This window comes from Streptomyces sp. NBC_00582 (genome assembly GCF_036345155.1).
Lineage (GTDB): Bacteria > Actinomycetota > Actinomycetes > Streptomycetales > Streptomycetaceae > Streptomyces.
In genome coordinates this window covers 2565980-2583374 of the sequence record NZ_CP107772.1, presented here as the reverse complement: position 1 = coordinate 2583374, position 17395 = coordinate 2565980, and the positions used below count along the sequence as shown (strand labels likewise).

The following is a 17395-nucleotide window of genomic DNA, read 5'->3' as shown; positions in this document are numbered from 1 at the left end:
GCGGTTGACCATTGTGTAGGCGTACTCCGCTCCGACCAGAGGATCCGGCTGCTGATCACATCGTGATCGGCGGTTTCCGCAGATGGCCCCTGTAGGCGGCTGCGCCACCACTGGGCATTGCGGGCTTGGCGGTCGAGCATGGTGTCTACCAGGCGTGAGCTGAGGCGTCGTCCGCTCCGTAGGCATCTGCGAGGACGCCGACTTGCGCCGCTTGGGCACGCGCGGCCGGGGCTTCCGCTTTGGACGAGACGCATGGGTCTTCTTTCTGCTGTTCAAATCTGTCTCATGAGATGTGTGGTTCAGTCTCGACTCGTCGTGGTGGTACAGACAGGTGAGCTGGCGGGGAGTTCCTCTCAGCGTCTGGAGAGGGACGAGTGTCGTGCAGACCGGGCTGCTGGAGAAGTACCGTGTTCGAAGCTAAGCCGATCAGGTGGTTCTCCACACGACCGCAGAGCGTTTCCTTGCACTCGACCTAATTCCAAGCCATAAGCTGTGCGTAATTATCACTCGCACGGAGGGTTGAAATGTCTAGCAGCACTCTTCCTCCCTCATTCATTAACGGCCTAAAAGGAACATTGACCCTCGCTACGGTACTGGGTTTCCTCGCTCTGTCTTCCTATGCTTTTTGGGCAACTTTTCAAGCGGAGGTGGAAAAGCCGACCCTTAATTCTGCATACACATACGTCACGGCGGGGATCTCTAGCTTGATTGGCGGTTTCTATGCGGAAGTATTCGCAAGTAAGCCATCGGACGTCAAAGCTGAAGAAAGTCTGCTGTTCTCTAACGTCAAGGCGCTGGCAGATGAGACCACGACAAAGAGGTCAGGCACTGGCGCCCATATTGCCCTCTCGGTATTCTCAATCACCGCTTACACTCTTGTGGGTGTTGCATCGATTATCGTGTGGATCTCCAAGCCCGACCTGACTGCAGATCCAATCAAGGGGACAGCCACTGCATTCATTGGGCTTGCGCTCCCAATTGTGCGAGGGTATATCAGTCAACCCCGATGAGCTGACGCACCCGCTCTGGATCATGCACTCTGTGAAATTTTTGTTGCGTTCACGCCAAAATCGCTCGCCGTCGTGGGTTACCCTCTTGCGAGGCTGCATTCGGTGCTCTCAACTGGGAGCGGACCCGATGCGCCAAAGATCAACATAGCCGTTCCCCTCCCACCTGGTCAGATGCCCCGCTTCCATCCCGCCTGAGCGCCCTTCGTGCGTCCCGGGCAGGAAGCGATCTTGGTCGGGGTGTTCCATCATGACAAGAGGTGGACTCCATGCATGCCGCGGCCACCCTCGACACCTGCTATAGCCGACCCCGGGAGATCCCGTGCCGAAGGTTTCGAACATCACGGTTCCCCACCGCCACGTTCAGGCCCTTCGTTTCCTGGCGTCGGCTGAGGAAAAGACTGCACAGCAAATCAGGGATGTGCTCTCTGGGGAAGAGAGATTTAGTTCCGTACCGGCACTTGAGAGAAGTTTGACGGATGTCCCAGGCGTCTCTAAGCGGATCGCGGAGACCTTGGTGGGTAGCATTCTCACCCTGGAAAACCTGCTCATCTCTCAAAAGTATGACGCTGTGGAACTGTCGAATGCTGTGGCTGGAGCCGACGAGCTTGAGCTTGCAGATTCCGAGAAAGAGGTTCTTGCGGCTCAGCTAAGTGGCATGCTGAGCCGTCCGCCAATTCGAGAGCTGGCAAAAGCTGCAGAATTGGCGGCGGAAAGTCCGAACCACTATCACAGTGGTAGATTCCTGACAGACGTGCGCCCGATCTTTAGTGACGACCCGAAGGAGCCTGTGCAGGCTGCCGTGGTGAGCCAGACATTGCGCCTGGAGTACTACGACCAGTACGGGGACCCATCCTCGCTCTTCGTTGCTCTTAACGAAGCGGACATTGTGAACCTCATCGAGGCGGCTAATCGAGCCTTGGAGAAGTCGCGAAATCTTCGCGCCTTCTTGGCGTCAGCGAACGTGAGGGCGATTCAGGATGAGGAAGATGAGCGATGACATTCGATCTCTTCGAAGATAGCGGCGCCTGGGAGAGAGTAGATCTTCGCCCTGTCAGCCCAGAGATAGTTTATGAACAGAGCTTCACGGATGCAGCAAACGCCACCGAATTGGGTATCCGAAGACTGCGAGGTGGGCCAAGTCAGGCCCAGCACCGTAAAGGAAGAGAGCAAGTGAGGGAACTGTTTGAGGAATTGCGCGCACAGTGGGCAGAGGAGACGGAATTCAGTTCCTCCATTGCTCAGGCTGCGACGCATTCCGCGTACCAGCGAATCATAGGGCTGGGACCGGAAGCTCTTCCCTTTATCTTTCAGCAGCTTCGAGAAGACCCATCGCCGAAATGGTTTTGGGCACTTCGTGCGATCGTGGGCGAGGATAAAGCCGCGTCCTCAGAGGGCGTGCAGGAGGCCGTGGACGAGTGGCTTTCTTGGGCAGCAGAGGAGGGGTATGTGTGAGTAAAAGCCGCCGCTCCAAGGTTGAACGACACCTTCCCTCTCTGCGGGGCTCTGTATATGACTTCACGAGCCCCCAAGACGGACGGTATAACTGCATTGCTTGGGCTGCTGGCGACAAGGAAAAGTGGTGGGATCCCAGTGGTGTGGGCGGCACTTATTGGCCGCCTGGCCTTCCAGTGGGGAACTTTGCCACCTCAGAGTACTCTCAGCACTATATTGAGGCTTTCCGGAGTATCGGGTATGAAGAGTGCATCAGTACTGATATTGAGGAAGGTTTCGAGAAAGTCGCAGTATTTGAAGTGGCCCATGCTGCGCGGCAGCTTCCGGACGGAAGGTGGGCCAGTAAATTGGGGGTATCGGAAGATATTGAGCATAATGACTTGGGGTCAATCGAAGGTGGATGTTATGGTCGGGTAATTTCTGTAATGCGTCGACCGAAACCTTCACGACGTTAATTTTGTTTGCGCCATCAAGTATTTCAGTTTGTGTGGCCAGGTTCTTGGTCGCTAGCTACAGCATCCGCAATAGCTGCCCAGTTAGTAGATCGGCGCCTTGAGGTTGTGCGGGCCGTATACGCAGGCACGCTGGGCGGCACTGATGCTGCAATCGACGCAGTTCTGCCGTTCTTCGAAACCGTGCACTACCTCAAGGACTGGCTCAGGCGGCGCCGCCTCGAGAAGACCGTCTGACTTTCGGAGGCGACTCTCGACCTCAACGACGCTGCTGAACGCTCTCCTCCGGAGCGTCACTTGAGGGCATCTTCAAACATTTCGCGGTGCTCAGCAGTGTGTTCGTGCTCACGCCGGGACCAGGCAATGCAATCCGAGATCTGCTGGGCAGTGGCTTCTACGGCCTTGGAGCCGGCCTGCACATCCGCCCAGAAACGGGCGTTACGGGCCTGCCGTTCCAGCATCGCGTCGACGAGCACAGCACGCTCAGGACTAGCCAGACCATAGGCGGCGGCCAGCACACGCACCTGAGTGGCCTGAACATGTGCAGGAGGCGCTCCTGCCTTCGAGGACACACACCACGTCCAGCACATGTAGCCGAGATCTTCGAGTGGGTCGCCCGGTGCGGCGGTGTCGAAGTCGATGAAGGCCACCGGTAGCGCGTCGACGAATACGGTGTTATTCGGCCCCACGTCGTGATGGCAGACCACAGAGCGCGGACCGGCCAGGTGGCACCCGCGTGTGGCGTCGTGGAAGGCGCGAAGCAGAGCACCGGCGGCGGCAACCTGTTCGTCGTCCCAGTGCTGGAAGCGTGCCGGTACCCAGCCTGGCACATAGCTGAAGACGTCTCGGCCAGCAGCGTCCCGCCCGAGATGACGCGGCGCGCCGTTGAAGCCCTGCTGCTGGAGGTGGTGGAGCAGCTCCGCGACGAACCCGGATACCGCTGAGGTGGGACGGCGGACCGTGTTGCCAACCCTGACCACGCCGGGTGTGATGCGTCCGCCCGACAACGGCATCTCAGTCATGAAGCCATGGTCCAGGACAACGGCAGCTCAAGCGGCACTCGTGAGGTAGGCGCGTACCGCGTGGCCCAGGGACGCGTAGAACGGGGTGCGGTCGGCGGCCTGCAGGACTTGGGCGCAGACTGTCAGCTCCGCTACCCGGGAGGTGGGTGTGCCGAGGACATGGGCGAAGGTCGCCCGGACGCGGTCGGCCGTCATTGGGGTGTTTAGGGAGTAGATGAACAGCAGCGCGGCGTCGAAGCCGACTGGCGCGCGGCCGAATCCCTCCCAGTCAAGGATGCGCAGAGGGGGGCCCGTGAGATTTGCCCAGTGGAAATCGCCGTGGGCGGTGGACCATTCGATGGTATCGACAGTCCGGCCGGTGAACTCGGGGACCGTACGTCGGATGTACTCCTCACGTACGGCAATGCGATCGACGGGGACGAGTGGCAGGGCGTCGAGCGCGTCACGGAGATCGGTCCACCAGTGGTCGGGGAGGACGGGATCCTTTTCGAGTACGGGAGAGCGGGAGATGACGTTCGTGTTCGTGTATTCGTAGAGCTCTGCACGGTAAGCCCAGCCGTCTGACTGCCAGTCGTGGATGTTGTGCAGCATGGGCCGGGGAATGGCCTTCGGGAACATCTCATGGGCAAGCCTGGGACCATCCCATAGCTTTCCCTGGGCGCGGTTGGGACGCTCGGCGACCAGCCGAAGCCAACAGCGTCCGTGGCTGGCGGTGACTGGCCCTGAAAGCGTGCGGCCGGCATAGCCCCAGACGGATCCTCCGTCGGCTTCGTGCACGTCGAGCTTGCGGCAGGCGACAGTTCTCGCCGTGCGCATTCTGGCTGTGGTGGCGCTGTCAGGAGCCGAGAACATCGATCACCTCGTGCGGGGTCGCTTTCGTCTGGACGGGAGCCCTGTGAAGTGCTGGGCGGCATCCGGGCCGATGGTCCCTGCGGCGGAGTGGAGACCCCGATGCGCTGGGCGTGTGCAATGGCAGGATCGTCGCCGGATGAGGTTGCCTCACTCTGAGAGCACGGTGTGCTGGAGCAGGATGATGTCGCGCCCGACGGCCCGCCTGCGTCAGGTGGCGCGAGCGTCTCACGGCTCGCTGTTGCCCAGCCGCATGGCGGGAGCCGTGGGCCAAGCAGCAGCGTGCGGTTGTCCGGGGCGCGTGGCGATGATGGCTTCGGTGCGCACGACTTCGTCGAAGACGCCCTCAGCGTTGAACTCGGTGAGAGCCTGGCGCAGGTCGCGTTCGAAGGCGTCCTTGTGGTTGCCCAGTTGGGCGGGGCTGGAGAAGCTGTAGGAGAACTGGAGGCCGACGACCTGGTCCAGGGTGCGGGTGACCGTACGGTCCCAGCGGGCGGTGTCGACGTTGGAGAACGGGGAGCGGGCCAATACGTCCTGGTGGCGCTCCTCGGGGTGGGAGTAGGTGCCGGACCCGGCGCGGCGCTCGTTGCCGAGGTAGTGGGTGCGGACGTCGGCGATGACCTGGAGCCAGGGGGCGGGCTCGACGTCGCCGGGGGCTCCGCCGGAGGCGAGGACGACGGCTCCGTGCGGCTCAATGAGCTGGTCCAGGTCGCGCAGGGTCTGGTCGCGGTCCATCCAGTGAAAGGCCGCGCCCATTATGGCCAGCAGCACCGGGGGCAGGTCCATAACGGGCAGGGTGGTGGAGCCCCTTTCGACCCAGTCGATGTTGGTGATGTCCTGTTCGGCGGCGAGTTTGCGGCCCTCGTCGAGCATGCCCTTCTCGGGGTCGACGGCGATGACGGTGCCGACGTGCGGAGCGAGGTCGAGGGCGATGATCCCGGGGCCGGCGCCGAGGTCGAGCACCCGCTGGGTGCCGTCGAGGCTGTAGCGGTCGCCGAGCAGGGTGTAGAACTCGGGCGCGTAGCGGAGCCGGTGCGCGGCGTAGTACGGCGCGGTGGACGCGAACAGCTCTTCGGGCGTGTAGGAGGGGGTGGAGGAGGTCACGGGTCCAGTCTCTCGCGGGGGTGCGGTCAGGGGCGGGTGATCGGTCAACGAGCCGGGGCGGCGCTCAGGTGCTTCCACCAGTCGGTGAGGGGCGGGCGCCGGAGCCCTCGCGGGCGCCGGAGCCGTCGGGGTGGCGGTCACGGGCGCCGAGGATCTGCCGCTCGACGTCGTCCAGGTCCGGCCGGTCGAGGAGGCGGGGGCAGGGTCGTCGACCGCGTTGAGCCACCGGTAGCCGTACTGCATCATCACGGCCAGCCGTTCGTGGCCGCAGCGGTTGAGGCCGCCGGCGTGCCAGGTTCGGTTCTCGAAGAGGACCATGTCGTGGGGGCCGATGTCCGGGGTGATCGCGCCGGGCGGGTCGATGCCCCTCGGGGGGACGGCGACGGGCCCGGTGCGGGTGTGGCTGCCGGGCACGAGCATCGTGAGCCCGGCGTCCGGGCCAGGGTCGGTGAGGAAGTACGACACCTTGTTCGACAGGCCGAGTGTGTGCTCGACGCCGAGGTCGGCCACGGTGGAGGGCATGTCGCGGTGCCAGCCGTGCCGGGCCGGCACGCGGATGGTGCGCTGCTGGTCCGGCAGGGACGGCGTGGAGATCAGGTTGCTCGACAGCAGGTGGATGTTGGGGGCTGAGCAGCGCGACGGAGGAGTCCACGTCCCGTACGTAGGACTGTCCGGCGCCGAGCTGCTGGACGCGGTGCGGGTCCACGTCGTAGCCGACGACATGGTGACCCACCTCTGCGGCGCGTACGCCAGGGGAAGCCCTACATAGCCCTGACCGGCGACGACTATCTGCATGGCAGCTCCTACTTGATTGCGGTGCTTGAATGGACCGTCGTTCCTGGTCTGGCAAGGAGAAGCGCTGTGCCCCTGGTGTCTGTCGTGATGCCCGTGTACAACTCGGCAGCCACCCTCGGCGCGGCCGTCCGTTCGGTACTCACGCAGACCCACAGCGACCTGGAGCTGTTGGTCACCGACGACCAGTCCTCCGATGGCTCCATGGACCTGCTCCGCGAGTTCGCCGAGCAGGACGAGCGCGTTCTGCCGGAGTCGGCACCCGAACGGGGCGGTGCGGGCCGGGCCCGCAACCTGGCGATTGAGCGGGCCCGCGGGGACTACGTGGCCTTTCTCGACAGCGACGACATGTGGCTTCCGGAGAAGACCGAGAAGCAGCTCGCCTTCGCTGCGGAGGTCGCTGCGCCTTTGACGTTCACCTCGTACTTCAAGATGGACGCCGACTACGACGGCGAGAGCACCGACTGGGTCCCGAACGGACGGGTGATCCGTGCGCGGGAGCACGTTGACTACCGCGCGATGTTGGTCCGGGACCACATCGGTGCCCTCACCGCCATGTACGACCGCAATGTCCTGGGCACGCGGCTGATGCCGGAGATGCGTAAACGCCAGGACTACGCCCTCTGGCTGTCGATCATGCGGGACGGCGCTGACGCCCGGGGCCTGGACGAGCCGCTTGCGGTGTACAGGGCCCACCAGGAGGGATCGCTGTCCTCCAACAAGCTGTCGCTCGTGCAATACAACTGGGCCCTGTACCGCGAGCACGAGCGTCTGTCGGTCCCGCGGGCGACGCGGGCGCTGGCCGGCGCTGTGTGGCAGTCGCTGAGCAACTCGCGCATATAGGCCCGTGCGCGGGCCGGGGGAGCCCGGTGCGCGACGGTTTCCGGGGGTGCCCGACCGGGCCCCGCCCCGTGGCCGTGCCGCGTGTTCGGGGGCTGGACCCGGGGGTGGGACTCGGTGGGTCACCGGTGCCGTCGGCCGGCTACGCGGCCGTGCCGTCGTCGGCCCTCGCGCGTAGGAACAACTGGAGGAGCAGCCGCCGGTCGGCAACCGGGACGGTGTCCTGACCGCTGTGGAGCGCCTCCCGACCGTGCAGGAAGCGGCGCTGGTTCACGATGACGTAGTCCCCGGGCTGGAGCATGAAGGAGACCTGACCCCGCACGAGTTCCTCGGCCAGTTCCCTGGCGGCGTCGGCGTGCGCCTGGCCGAGCTCGGACCGCTCGAGCATCTTGGCGGTGAACCGGACGAACCCCTCGGCCGGGTCGGAGCCGTCCAGGATCGGGAACGGCTTGTACTCCTCGCCACGCCGAACAGGTCGAAGAAGGTCCCGTAGTGGTAGGCCGTCTCGGCCAGCAGGGCGCGGCTGTCTCCGACAGCCGCGCCACCGCCGCGTGGGCGTCGGAGAGGGGCGGGCAGCACGTCGTAGAGCTGATGGTCCAGGGGCGGGGCGGGCGGGCCGCCTTGGAGGAAGTCCATGGCGGTCTTCCCGTGGTTGGCCAGGATCTACTTGGCGCAGTCCTCAAGGAGAGCGACGGTCCACTCGCGTGCCTCGCGGTCGGTATGGTCGGCGCTCAGGCGCCAGGTGCATGGTGCGGACAGGTCTGCAGCGCAGCAGCAACGCCGCGCCGGTGCGGCGGGAGTCTTACCCGTACGGGGAGGGGGGCCGGGCACTTCCTCGGAGGCGGCCACGAGCGCTGAAGGTGAGAAAGCCCACCGCGCAGGCGTCCACAGGTACTCACGCCGCGCGGATCGGTGTGTCGAGTACGGAGGCGATCGCCGCGGTATTGGCGACGATGAACTCGGACAACTGCGGAGGCATCAGCTTGAGTTCCCTAATGGTCTCGGCTGTGAACGGTACCCGTACCACCTCGTATCCGCCCCGCTCAGGCTTGCTGAACTCTGTACCGGTCCGGGCGCTCAGGTTCATGGAGTACAGGCGGGCGGCGAAGATGTGCTGGATGCCGATACCCCCGTCCAGTCCGTCAGTGATCAGGTGAACCAGCTCGGCGCGCTGCAGTGTGGCGCCTAGCTCCTCGAACACCTCGCGGTGCAGTGCCGCTTCGATGGTGGGGTCCTCGTCCTCGACTCCGCCGCCCACCGCGACCCAGTACGGCTCCTGGCCCGGCTTCGTGCGTTTTATGAGCAGCAACTCATCCCCGTCGATGAGGATGGCACGGGCACTGCGTTTGACGATCTCGGTCATGGGTGGACCCCCCTCTGCTTACGTTACGGCGGCAAGCTGGCCCAGTGTGCCTCGCGTGACCACCCCTTCTGGAAGGCGTGGGCGTGCGGAGGTGCCTGGGCAGCTCTGCGGCATCGTCGCTCTTCTGCTCGGTGAGGGCTGGCCTCTTCGTCTGTGGGTGGTTCCGGGACCTGGGTGGCTGCTGGAGATTGCGAGGCGGCCGTAAGTGCGACGTCAAGTGCGCCAAGTGGAGTCGGTGGAGAGCTGGTTGCGGTTGGTGGCTTCCTGCGCGAGGCGTTGGCCGGCGGTGAGCAGGTTGTGGGCCTGTGCGGACAGGGGCGTGGGCAGCCAGGCGGCGAGTGTCTGGGCGCGGTCGTCGGCGATGGGGGTGGAGGGGGTGGGGGTGTGGCCGAGGAGAAGTCGGTAGAGGCCGGTGGCCGGTTGGATCGGGGGCAGACCGTGTTGGAGGGCGGTGAGGGATGCGCGAGCGGGGATGGCCAGGCCGTCAGCGTCGAGGTCGCCGTAGTAGAGAATGCGGTGGATGCCGGGGAGTTCCGTGAGGCGGCTGACGGAGGCTTCGAAGGATCTTCCGGCTCCAAAGGCGATGAACCGGGTGCGGCCGGGCTGCTTGGAGAGCAGGTCGTGGAGGGTGGCATAGGTGTCGCTGTTCTCCACCACCAGAAGGGCGTTGCCGTCGCCGACTTGGTGGTGGGCGAGCGGTGGCGGCTGGCGGTAGGTGGCCAGCTGGTCGAGGGTGAGGCGCCCGGGGGCGAATAGCGCGCCAGAGATGAGGGCGTCGAGACGTTTCTCGTCGCGGAAGATCTCGTAGGACCGCTCGCGCAGCGGGATCGGCGTACGCCGGTCGGGGGCGTTGCTGCTGTCCCGGAACCAGCGGCTGCATGCGAGGAGATCCTCGGTCTGGGCGGAGGTGAGACGGGCGGTGTAGGCCCAGTCGAGTTCCGGGCGCCATGAGATGGGGCGGCGAGGCGCGCGCGGCGTGGCCGGGGTGGCGGTGGGCAGGCGGACTTGTTCGGGCAGGCGTGGCCGGCCGGCGTCCCAGCGGGCGCTGCTGGTGGGCAGGGTGAGGAGGCGGTGGTCGGCGAGTTCGTGCAGGAGTGTGGCGAGCGCGGTGCGCGCGTGCTCGCCGCTGGCCAGGCCGGGCAGGGCCGCGGTGAATGCTTCGACGAGGGTGGCGCGGGAGATTGTGGCCTTCTCGGCTCGGGCCTGCAGCGCGGCGCTGAGGCTGGCCGCTGCGGGTGACAGCGGCGGGGAAGAACCGGCGGTCATTGAGCGGAGGACTCCTTCGTGTACAGGCGCGCGGAGTGGAGGTAGCCGGACGGGGCGGCGGCGCTGTCGTCGGGGGTGATGCGCGGGGCGGGGACGAGGGCGTGGCGGATGCGCTCGTCGAGGCGGATCAGGGACAGGCCGGCGCGGGCTTCGGCGTCGTTGCGCAGCGGGATGCACATGGGGAAGCGGGCGGTGACCTCTTCGTCGCTCAGGCCGGTGGTGTAGATGAGCTGGATGCCCAGGGCGGCGGCCATCTCGAACTGGAGGTCGACGAGGTAGGCGGCGTTGGCACGGCCGATGGGATTGTCCAGGAGAAGCAGTCCGCCGTTGCGGGTGCGGCTGCGAGGGCCGGGCGAGGTGCGCAGCGCGGCCAGGGCGCAGTAGAGGAGGATGGCGCCGGTGAGTTCCTGACCGCCGGAGAAGGTGGTGCCCATCTTCTCTACGGGCACCCGGGTGATCCGCCTGGCGGCGTTGGGCTTCATGACCTCGGCGGTGAAGCCGCGAGGTACGGCCTCCTTGAGGCAGCGCAGGACGACGTCGATGCCTTTGAGTTTGCGGGTGCGGGGGTTTTGGGCGAGGGCGTCAACGGTTTCGCGCATCGCGGCGGCGAGGGGCTGCTGGTCGGGTTTCTTGTAGCGGATGGTGAGGAACTTCTGTCCGGCCCAGGGGGCGGCGCCGTCGGGGAAGGCGGAGAAGCGGCTGGCCTGGTCGAGGCGGTGCAGCAGATCGGTGACGTGGGCGCCGAGCTGGGAGGCGAGGGCCTCGCGGGTCTTGGCCATGGCGTGCAAGTCGCTGGTCAGTGCGGCGATGCGGGAGCCGAGCGCCTGGGTCCAGTTCTCGGCCAGGGCAGGGATCTTCGCGCCGCCCAGGGCGGAGATTTGCGTGCGCAGCGGGATGTCGAGTCCTTCGAAGCGGACGTCGGCGGCTTCCTCTTTAAGGCGGCTGACGCCGGTTTCCAGAGCGCGGTCGGCGTCGTGGGCGGCCTGGTGGCGGGTGCGGTATTCCTCGGCGGCCTGCCGGGCTTCTGCCTCGGCAGCCTCGGCGGTGCCCGGATAGCGGTCCGCTTCGGCGGGCAGGTCGAGACCGTGGGCGGCGCTTTCCAGGCGCGGCAGGACGGACCGGAACGCTGTCAGGTCGCGGCTGCTGTTGGCCTGGCTGCGGCGGGCGCCGTTGTAGCGCTCGGACGCGCCGCGCTCCGTGGTACGGGCTTCCTCCAGCTCCCGTGCCGCGCGGGCCCCCAGGGCGGTGGCGTCCTCCAGGGTGGTCGGCGTCCAGGCGGCGGCCTCCTCGCCGGTCAGCGGTGCTGCCGCGGCTGCGGACTGGAGGTGGTCGGTGCGGACCTTCAGCTCGCTCTCCTTGTCGCGCAGTGCGTTGAGCCGGTCCTCGAGGTCGGTGAGCTGTCCGGCCAGGTCGCGCAGTATGGCGTGGCGCTGGACCTCGTCGGTGGCCCGCGGGTCCGCGCTGAACTTCTGGGCGAGCGCTTGAATGGGCCCGGGCACCTGGTTCCATTCCCTCTGGCACCTCAGAAGGTGTTCTTCGGCGCGGGTGGCGCGCTGCTGCTGGTCTTCGCCCACCTGGACGGCGCGTAGCTCGTCCAAAGCCTGCTCGTAGCGGTGCTTGAGTACGGGGAGAGGCTCGTGCGGTGCGCCGGGTTCGGTGGTCGCGTCGCCGCCGGGCGGGGCGGGGACGGCGCGGTGGCTTTCGGCGTGGGTGTCGGCCTCCTGCCGGGCGGCTTCGATGGCCTGGGCGCGGCGCAGCAGCTCCGCTTCGGCCCGCTTGCACGCGGCACGCAGATCGTCGGCTTCGGTCCGCCACTCCTGGCACTGCGCGGTCAGGACGGCGATGCGGTTGTGGGCCTGGGCGGCTTCGGTCTCGGCGCCGGCCAGCTGCCGGAGGACGTGCAGGGCGCGCTGGGCTTCACCGGTCCGGTCGACGAGCTCGTCGTACGCCTGCTCCGCCTCGTGCAGGGTGGCGTCGTGGCTCTCGGCCGCGTCGCGGGCCTCCTGGGCGGCGGTCTCGGACGCGGCGGCGGTGGTCTGCAAGTCGTTCAGCTGGGCGAGGCGGTCGGGGACGGGCATCTGTGCGCAGGCGTCCAGCCAGTTGGCGAGGTGCCGCTCCAGCTCCCGTGCCTCCGCCAGGCGCGTGTCGAGGTCCTGCATCTGGCGGGTGGCGGCCGTGATGCGCGCGGTGACCTCGCCTCGTTCGCGTCCGGCGGCGTCTTCGTCGTGCAGGGCGGGGGAAGGCTCGATCACGAAGCGGTCGTTGTCGTCGGCGGCCGGGCGCAGCAGGCGCTCGCCGGTGCCCACGGTCACGGCGGCGGCCGGAAGGGGGCGGGTCTGTTCCAGGTGGCGGCGAGCGGTGTCCAGGCCGTCGGCGCCGCCCACGATGATTCCACCGACCAGGTCGGGGTGCGCTCGGATGACCTGGGGGTGGGCGTCGGCGGGAACGTTGTCGTGCATCCACCGCCAGCCGGGCCAGGCCGCGATGCCGTGTGCGACAAGGTCGTCACACAGGCGCCGCACGGCAGCGCTGGCCGGGTGCAGGCCCCCGCTCGTATCGAGCACGTCGAGCAGGTCCTGGTCCTCGCGCAGGCTGAGGCGGGTCCGGGTGAGCGTGGTCTCCAGATGGGCGATGCGGCGTCCGGCGGCCTCCCCCAGCACGGCGGCATGTTCATGGAGCAACTCCAGCGAGTCGGCGGCGCGCAGCTCGTCGGGCTCGGCTTCGAGGAGGTCGGCGCACAGCGGCAGGGACTGGACGGCCGTGGCCTGCTGGCGCAGCCGGTCGGTCTGCGCGAGCGCCGCATCGGCCGCAGCACGGTCGGACAGTGCCCGCCGCTGTACGTCGGCCAGGTGCTGGTGCGCCTGGTCGCGCCCGGTGCGGGCGGCCTGACGTGCTTGTTTGGCCTCGTCCATGAGCTGGCCGAGGTGGCAGGTGTGCGCCTCGGCGCGGGCCGCGGCGTCCCCGGCCTGTTCCTCGGGCTCGACGAGCCGGTCGCGGCGGGCCCGATCCAGCGTGGTGGTGAAGGAGTCGATCTGCTCGCGGAGCGCGCGGAGATCGGCCTGGGCCGCGCCGGTGTCTTCAAGGAGCCGTTCGCGGCGGCGCTGCCACTGCTCGATGCCGGTCTCGGTCTGCCGGTTAGCCTCGGTCAGCTGGCGGACCTTCTCCAGGGCGGCGGCCTCGGCGCGGGCGTACCCGGCACGCAGGTCGGCTGCTGCCTGGTGGACGGCCATGATGTAGGGGGCGGCGGTGCGCTCTGCCAGGCTGAGAGCCTCCTGGGCGCGGGCGTGATCGTCCTGGGCCTGCGCATGGCGCAGCGCCGCCGGGACCATTTCCCAGCCCGCCTTCTCGGCTTCGGTCTCCTTCTTGTCCTGCTCGGCGCCGCGCTGCTTTGCCCGGAGGGCGCCCAGTTCGAGAGTACTGGCGTGATGGCGTACGTGGTGCACGCGCCGCTCGGCCCGTTCGGCCGCCCGCTTTGCCTCCTCGTGCTCGCGGTATGTGTCGGTGACAGCGTCGGCGTGAACCGTGAATGCGTCGGACAATTGCCGCTCGCGGAGCTGGACAGCGGCGGTCAGCTGTACGAGCTGCTGCTGCGCACCCTCGGCGGCGCGGGTGGTCTCCTGCCGCCTCTGGTGAAGCCCAGCGACCTCGCCACACGCTCGCTGCATGGCTAGGGCGAACTGTCGTTCCCTGTCCCATGCAGCGCGCTGGTCGTGGGCCTGGGCGTAGGAGTGGAAGGCCGTGCCCAGCTCGGCGTACTGGTCGTCGTCGGTGGCCTTGCGCAGCAGCCAGTCCACAAAGGCGTCGGATGTGGTGGTGGTGAACGCTGCCGCCGCGTCGCTCTCCTTGGCGTTCATCCGGCGCTGTACGTCGAACAGATCGGGCTGCAGCCCCAGGGTGCGCTGGTGCTTCTCCCATCGCTCCTGGCCGTCCTCGATGCGCAGTTCCAGGGCGTCGACGCGGCGCTGCACGTCGCGCAGCTCGGTGCAGTAGTCCTCGAAAGGCAGCCAGTGCCCGTCGCGGTGGAAGGGCAGACGGTCGGCGTCCAGGGCGGCGGCCGGGTGGAAGCTGTAAAAGCGGCGGTGCAGTTTCCCCTCGCGGTCCGGGGCCAGGATCTGGGCGGTGACCAGGAGGCGTCCGGTGCGTGCGTCGGCCCATTCGAGGACCACGTGGGAGGGCTGTGCCAGGGACACGGTGAAGTTCCGCAGCGTCTCCACGTCCTGGTGGCGGTGCGGGATGGTCGTGCAGGTAATGCCAGTCAGCAGTACGCCCTTGCCGCCGCCGTTTTGCAGCATGATCAGGTTGGCCGGGGCCGGGCGGTGGGTGACGTGGCCGGCGGCCGGGATCAGCGAGGCGGTCTCCACCTCCCGGCCGACGCCGGAGAAGTCCAGGGTGACATCTTCGTAGCGTGCGTCGACGGGGCCGAAGTTGCGCAGCAGAATCCGGTTGAGTTCGTACATGGCAGGCGTCCTTACGGCAGGTCAACGGGGCAGCGGCGAACCCGGCAGGGCGTCATCGGCGCTCAGGGCGGTGTCTGCCGCCGACTCGGAGGTGGCGGCCTGATCGTGGGAGGGCAGAGCGGCCACACCCAGGGCCGCCAGTTCCCGCAGCATGTCGCCGGCGGCCTGGTCGCGGATCTGCAGCCGGTACTTGACGCTGGTGGCGTACGTGCCGGCGTCCTCGTCGCTCACCTTGCGCACGAAGCCGTGCTCGGCCAGGTGGGTCAGGGCCCGGCGCACCAGGGAGTAGGTCACCGTCCTGGGAGTCTTGTCCGCCCGAGTGGTGCCTGTGGCGTTGCGGCGCAGATAGGCCCGCCACAGTCCCTCCAGGCCGGGCTGGCCGGCCGGGGGGTCGGTGTCGGCGTCGGTTTGCGCGAGCCGGTGCTCGATGGCCCGGGCCAGGGAACGGACCTCCTCGTCCACCTGCTTGACCGTGACTCGGCCGACGTGCTCGTCGTCGTCGAGGTCCTCCGGTCGGGGGAAGGCGAGCGAGGCGATGGCGAGCTGGGCCAGCAGATACAGCGGCCGGTCGGCGGTCTGCGGGACCAGGTCGGGCACCGAGACGGCGAAGTCGGTCTCCGGGGTTGTCCCCAGGACCAGGCCCGGCATGCGGTGGACCTCCAGCACCGTCAGGTCGAAGCCCTGGGCGATCTTCCGTACGATCTGGGCGAAGTCTGGTTCGGTCTCGAAGCGCCGGACCAGCCGCGCGTACTCGCCAGAGCGGGCCGGTGCCTTGCCACGGGCCAGGGCCAGGGCGACCATCCGGGCGGCGTCTGCAATGTCCTCGTGCTGGGTCACGCGCTCTCCTGGTCACGGTCGGGGATGGGCTCCGCCGACGACAGCCGGTCGTCGGCGGCGGTGAGGGCATCGGATGGCCCGGGCGGGAGCGGGGGCTGCGATTGGGTGCGGATCAGTAGGAAGTCGCTGCCACCGAAGCGTTCGTCCACCAGGTCGGTGCCGTCGTCGACAGCCACGACGGCAGGTTCGCCGACGGCCAGTTGACGCACCGGCACCTGCCGGAAGAGCTCCTGCACGCGCATCGCCAGGAGTGTGTCCGTGCCGGATTCAGAACCCATGCCGGGGCCGGGCAGGCGGGCGGAGCCGAGCAGTGCGGACAGCCGCACTCCCTGGTCGGTGGCCGAGTTGAGCAGGGCGTCCACCGCCTCGTGCTGCGCGTCGCTGAACACGGTGGTGTGCTCGCCGTCGCCCGGGTCGTCGTCGTGTGCGACCGGTACCAGGTCCCCCGCGGTTGATTCGCTGACGCGGGTCAGGGCCTCGAAGTAGTCCGGCAGATACATCACGCGGGGCTGCTGCGGCCCCAGGACGGCCCGGGTGAACGCTTCCAAGGGGCCGAGGCAGGCATCCAGGGAAAATTCCATCACCGGTTGCAGGAGCTGCTCGTGCAGGTGCACCCGGGCGTGCAGCGTCGGCGCAACGAACACCTGGCGGTCCTGTTGGCGCCGGTACTCGGGGCCGACCTTCAACAGCATGTCGATGAGCACCGAATGCCGTTGCATGCATTCGACGATCAGCGCGCCCAGCCCCTCCAACTGCCGGCGCTTTTGCGCGTCGTCAGTGACCTCCAGCAGCTGGTCGACTCGTTCCTTGAGCTGTTGCTCAGTCGCGGAGCGGCTGCGGACGTGTTCCAGGGCCTCGTCGACGGTCTCCTTGACCTCCGTATCCCAGTCCACCGCCCGCACGTTCCGCTTCATCGCCTCGATACGCCCGTGGATGTCCTTGGCGTAACGGATGCTCTGCAGACGGGCGGTGTGCGCGATCTGCCACGCCTCGCCGATACGGGCACGCTTGAGCAGCGCCTCCAGCTTGGCCTCGGCTGCGATCTGTTCGGAAGCAATGTCCACATCGATCGCGTGCACCAGCACGGTGATCGCCGCATCGGTGGCAATCAGCGCCGCCTGCCCCACATGGTCGGGCACCTCCTTGAGGATCTGGAAGGACGTCATACGAGTCTCGAACCCCTCGTCCGTCACGCTGCCGATCGCGTGATGGAACGCCCGGTCGCGCTCCTCTGTGTTGATCAGCCGTTCGGTCACCCAGCGCGCGACGGCTCGGTACTCCTCAATCGGGCGTCCCGGCAGCTGCAGCGCGGCGAACTCGGCCACATGATCCACCACCGTCTCCTGGCGGACCGCCGTGCGCATGTCCGTGCGCAGCGTGACGACATCGATCGCGGCCAGCGCCAGCTCGGCCAGGCGGTAGCCCTCCCACCCCCGCTCGGCCTTGGCCTTGCTGCTGTCGAGCGCCAGTAGCGGGCGAACCACCGCCAGCGCCTTCATGCGTGAGGTAATGCTCTCGTAGACCGCCCGTGGCTCCTCAAAGATCACCCGGCAGGCTCCAATCGCCCTTTTTCCACTGTGAGTTCACGCTAGAACGTGGCACTGACAATCGCGGTGGGGCCGAACCGGAGCGGTCGGTAGAGAGGGGAATGAGGCGCGCACCTCCCGTGCGAAAGAAGCCATGCATCTTCACGGATCGTTCCCTGCCCGGACCGGTTGATGCGATCGCCTGGCACCGTCGGGGACCCTCCCCGGTGGGCGTGCAGCCCGGCGGTGAGCGGTACGCACGCGTGGATGCGATCTGGGATCGGCACGCGGGATGGGCCTCTCGACGGTCGGTGCAGGTACGGCGGAGGACTCTCATGGTGCTGACGATCCCGGGTTTCGCTAACCGGGACTTTCGTGCTATCTGTGCTGCTGCCATCCCAGACGGGGGCCTCGGACCGGTTTCT

At 67.3% G+C, this 17395-nt stretch carries 14 protein-coding genes; 5 read left to right on the top strand and 9 right to left on the bottom strand.

From position 1 onward, the window contains the following. The first annotated feature begins 524 nt into the window (after window positions 1-524). The 4 genes from OG852_RS11225 (at window position 525) to OG852_RS50940 (ending at window position 2917) form a co-directional block, all read left to right on the top strand. Window positions 525-1010, top strand: a complete 486-nt coding sequence (locus tag OG852_RS11225) for a hypothetical protein (protein ID WP_330347841.1) — start codon at window positions 525-527, stop codon at window positions 1008-1010. A 319-nt stretch (window positions 1011-1329) separates the two neighbouring features. Beyond that, complete coding sequence (locus OG852_RS11220; RefSeq protein ID WP_330347840.1) at window positions 1330-2007, top strand: hypothetical protein; 678 nt, start codon at window positions 1330-1332, stop codon at window positions 2005-2007. Next, window positions 2004-2462 carry a hypothetical protein gene (locus tag OG852_RS11215; protein ID WP_330347839.1) on the top strand — a complete coding sequence of 153 codons (459 nt, stop codon included), beginning with the start codon at window positions 2004-2006 and terminating at the stop codon, window positions 2460-2462. The genes OG852_RS11220 and OG852_RS11215 overlap by 4 nt, the downstream gene beginning before the upstream one ends. After that, complete coding sequence (locus OG852_RS50940; RefSeq protein ID WP_443064520.1) at window positions 2426-2917, top strand: DUF7689 domain-containing protein; 492 nt, start codon at window positions 2426-2428, stop codon at window positions 2915-2917. Before OG852_RS11215 ends, OG852_RS50940 begins: the two co-directional genes overlap by 37 nt. 290 nt (window positions 2918-3207) lie before the next feature. On the opposite strand, the gene OG852_RS11210 is transcribed toward OG852_RS50940, so the two are convergent. The 3 genes from OG852_RS11210 to OG852_RS11200 form a co-directional block, all read right to left on the bottom strand. After that, a complete protein-coding gene (locus OG852_RS11210) occupies window positions 3208-3936 on the bottom strand; it encodes a phosphotransferase family protein (protein ID WP_330347838.1) in 729 nt (242 codons plus the stop codon). A gap of 27 nt (window positions 3937-3963) precedes the next feature. Then, window positions 3964-4788, bottom strand: a complete 825-nt coding sequence (locus OG852_RS11205) for a hypothetical protein (protein ID WP_330347837.1) — start codon at window positions 4786-4788, stop codon at window positions 3964-3966. A 225-nt stretch (window positions 4789-5013) separates the two neighbouring features. After that, a complete protein-coding gene (locus OG852_RS11200) occupies window positions 5014-6684 on the bottom strand; it encodes a methyltransferase domain-containing protein (protein ID WP_443064519.1) in 1671 nt (556 codons plus the stop codon). A 66-nt stretch (window positions 6685-6750) separates the two neighbouring features. On the opposite strand from OG852_RS11200, the gene OG852_RS11190 reads away from it, so the two are divergent. Then, entirely contained in the window at window positions 6751-7524 is a 774-nt protein-coding gene (locus OG852_RS11190; RefSeq protein WP_330351430.1) for a glycosyltransferase family 2 protein, read from the top strand. Window positions 7525-7663: 139 nt separating this feature from the next. Here the strand turns inward: OG852_RS11190 and OG852_RS11185 are convergent, their stop codons facing one another. The 6 genes from OG852_RS11185 to OG852_RS11160 all read right to left on the bottom strand — a co-directional run bounded on the left by OG852_RS11185 (window position 7664) and on the right by OG852_RS11160 (window position 16991). After that, the gene (locus OG852_RS11185; RefSeq protein ID WP_330347835.1) at window positions 7664-7909 is read right to left on the bottom strand and encodes a TauD/TfdA family dioxygenase; all 246 of its coding nucleotides are present in this window, start codon (window positions 7907-7909) and stop codon (window positions 7664-7666) included. Between the two features lie 507 nt (window positions 7910-8416). After that, window positions 8417-8884, bottom strand: a complete 468-nt coding sequence (locus tag OG852_RS11180; RefSeq protein WP_330347834.1) for an NUDIX hydrolase — start codon at window positions 8882-8884, stop codon at window positions 8417-8419. 213 nt (window positions 8885-9097) lie between these two features. Beyond that, window positions 9098-10150 (bottom strand): Wadjet anti-phage system protein JetD domain-containing protein, encoded by a 1053-nt coding sequence (locus OG852_RS11175; RefSeq protein WP_330347833.1) that lies wholly within the window; start codon window positions 10148-10150, stop codon window positions 9098-9100. Further along, window positions 10147-14607, bottom strand: coding sequence for a hypothetical protein (locus OG852_RS11170; RefSeq protein WP_330347832.1), 4461 nt, complete (start codon window positions 14605-14607; stop codon window positions 10147-10149). Before OG852_RS11170 ends, OG852_RS11175 begins: the two co-directional genes overlap by 4 nt. 21 nt (window positions 14608-14628) lie before the next feature. Continuing rightward, window positions 14629-15444: a hypothetical protein gene (locus OG852_RS11165; protein WP_330347831.1), complete on the bottom strand. Its 816-nt coding sequence runs from the start codon at window positions 15442-15444 to the stop codon at window positions 14629-14631. Next, window positions 15441-16991 (bottom strand): hypothetical protein, encoded by a 1551-nt coding sequence (locus tag OG852_RS11160; protein ID WP_330347830.1) that lies wholly within the window; start codon window positions 16989-16991, stop codon window positions 15441-15443. The genes OG852_RS11165 and OG852_RS11160 overlap by 4 nt, the downstream gene beginning before the upstream one ends. Window positions 16992-17395 lie beyond the last annotated feature (404 nt).

Coding starts and splice junctions, on each gene's coding strand:
- OG852_RS11200 (WP_443064519.1), bottom strand. CDS start 6,684: ATGCAGATAGTCGTCGCCGGTCAGGGCTATGTAGGGCTTCCCCTGGCG.
- OG852_RS11225 (WP_330347841.1), top strand. CDS start 525: ATGTCTAGCAGCACTCTTCCTCCCTCATTCATTAACGGCCTAAAAGGA.
- OG852_RS11180 (WP_330347834.1), bottom strand. CDS start 8,884: ATGACCGAGATCGTCAAACGCAGTGCCCGTGCCATCCTCATCGACGGG.
- OG852_RS11210 (WP_330347838.1), bottom strand. CDS start 3,936: ATGACTGAGATGCCGTTGTCGGGCGGACGCATCACACCCGGCGTGGTC.
- OG852_RS11175 (WP_330347833.1), bottom strand. CDS start 10,150: ATGACCGCCGGTTCTTCCCCGCCGCTGTCACCCGCAGCGGCCAGCCTC.
- OG852_RS11185 (WP_330347835.1), bottom strand. CDS start 7,909: ATGCTCGAGCGGTCCGAGCTCGGCCAGGCGCACGCCGACGCCGCCAGG.
- OG852_RS11205 (WP_330347837.1), bottom strand. CDS start 4,788: ATGTTCTCGGCTCCTGACAGCGCCACCACAGCCAGAATGCGCACGGCG.
- OG852_RS11215 (WP_330347839.1), top strand. CDS start 2,004: ATGACATTCGATCTCTTCGAAGATAGCGGCGCCTGGGAGAGAGTAGAT.
- OG852_RS11170 (WP_330347832.1), bottom strand. CDS start 14,607: ATGTACGAACTCAACCGGATTCTGCTGCGCAACTTCGGCCCCGTCGAC.